At 73.2% G+C, this 1,567-nt stretch carries 2 protein-coding genes; both read right to left on the bottom strand.

What is annotated here, in order from left to right:
- Nucleotides 1-812 (bottom strand): Mur ligase family protein (locus tag IY392_RS15570; protein ID WP_255542108.1); only part of this gene is annotated, 812 nt, incomplete at its 3' end.
- 27 nt (nt 813-839) lie between these two features.
- Nucleotides 840-1,567, bottom strand: a 728-nt coding sequence (locus IY392_RS15575; RefSeq protein ID WP_194861695.1) for a serine hydrolase, incomplete at its 5' end; no start/stop codon positions are given.

The following is a 1,567-nucleotide window of genomic DNA, read 5'->3' on the forward strand; positions in this document are numbered from 1 at the left end:
GCGTTGCCGCGGTTGGCGCGGCCGGGGATGGCCAGCCGCATCGGCGCGGTGAAGCCATCGGGCCCGTGGATCGCGTCCTCGGTGACCCACCAGTCGGGTTCTGGCCGCGCGAACTGTCGCCCGTCGGGCAGTGTGCCCCTGGCCTGCCAGCGGACGGCGCCCGTCTCGTCCACGGTGCGCGTGATCGGCTCGCCGGTGCGCGGGCAGCTCACCGAGTCACCCGCCCACGCGTTGCCGGCCGCCACCCACACCACCGACGGGTTGTCGAAGGCGACGGAGGTGATCATCACGTCGTCGCAGTTCGCCACCACCGTGGCCTGTGGCTGCGCCGCCACCCCGGCCCGCAACCGCCGCTCGATCGAGTTGATCTCGCCCACCCGGTCCAGCTGGTCACGGCTCAGGTTGAGCAGGACGATCGCCTCGGGCCGGGTGTTCTCCGCGACGGCCGGCGTGTGCAGTTCGTCGACCTCGATCGCGGCCAGCGGGGCCTCGCGGTCGGCGCCGAGCGCGGAGACGATCCCGGCGTCCATGTTGTCGCCGTTGGCGTTGGACGCCACCGGGGCGACCGTCGACAGCGCGGAGGCGACCATCCTCGTCGTCGTCGACTTGCCGTTGGTCCCGGTGACCAGCACGGACCGCCGCCCCGCGGCGAGCTGGGACATCAGTCCGGGATCCAGCTTGAGCGCCACCAGACCGCCGATCATCCCGCCCGACCCTCGGCCGGACACCCGGGAGGCCCAGGTGGCCAGGCGTGCGACGGCCACGGCTGCGCGGCCACGGGGTGTCAGTGCGGAGTGCGCGCGGGAGGTCATGCGACGAGTCTAGGCAGCGGTGCCCGCTCAGAATCGCACCGCACCGCCGAGTGCCCGGGCCACGTCCCGCCCCAGATCGGCGATCACCTCGTCCGGCGTGTCGTCGGGGCCGGTCGCGGTGGCGATCACGGCGATCGCGTACCGGCCGGAGGTGGTGTTGACCACGGCGATGTCGTGGGACTCGGTGTCGGTCTCGCCGGTCTTGTTGGCAGTGGACCCCTCGGGCAGGTGGGCGGGCAGCTTCCACAGTCTTTCCTGGTCGCTCAGCAGTCCGAGCACGGTCCGCGCGACCGCGGGCGAGGTCAGGGCCTCACCTGCGGACGCGCGCCCGTCGGCGGCCCGCACCAACTCGGTCAGGTACCCCACGCTGCCGCGCGCGCTGACCCGGCTCCAGTCGCCGGTCCACTCCCCTCGGAAGGCCCCACCGGTGTGGAACTCGTCCGCCAGGCCCACCCGGTCGGCCACCTCGTTGATCGCTTCGTTCGGGTCGTCGGTGTCGGGCGCCGAGGGGCCGTCGACGGAGAGGTCGTAGAGCAGGTTGGCGGCGTCGTTGTCCGAGACCGGGATGGCCGCCTCCAGCAGGTCCCCGAGGGTGCCGTAGGGGGTCTGGGCGGTGGGGTCGGCGTCCCAGGCCTCGAGCGCCGCCACCGCGAAGGCCACCTTGATCACCGAGGCGGCGTAGCGGGGGTCGTCCTCGCCCGAGCACACCACGCGCTCGTCCGGGGCGTCGATCGCCAGGACGCACGCCGCCAACT

The sequence above is a fragment of the Dietzia sp. SYD-A1 genome (assembly GCF_015356725.1).
Taxonomy (GTDB): Bacteria; Actinomycetota; Actinomycetes; order Mycobacteriales; family Mycobacteriaceae; genus Dietzia.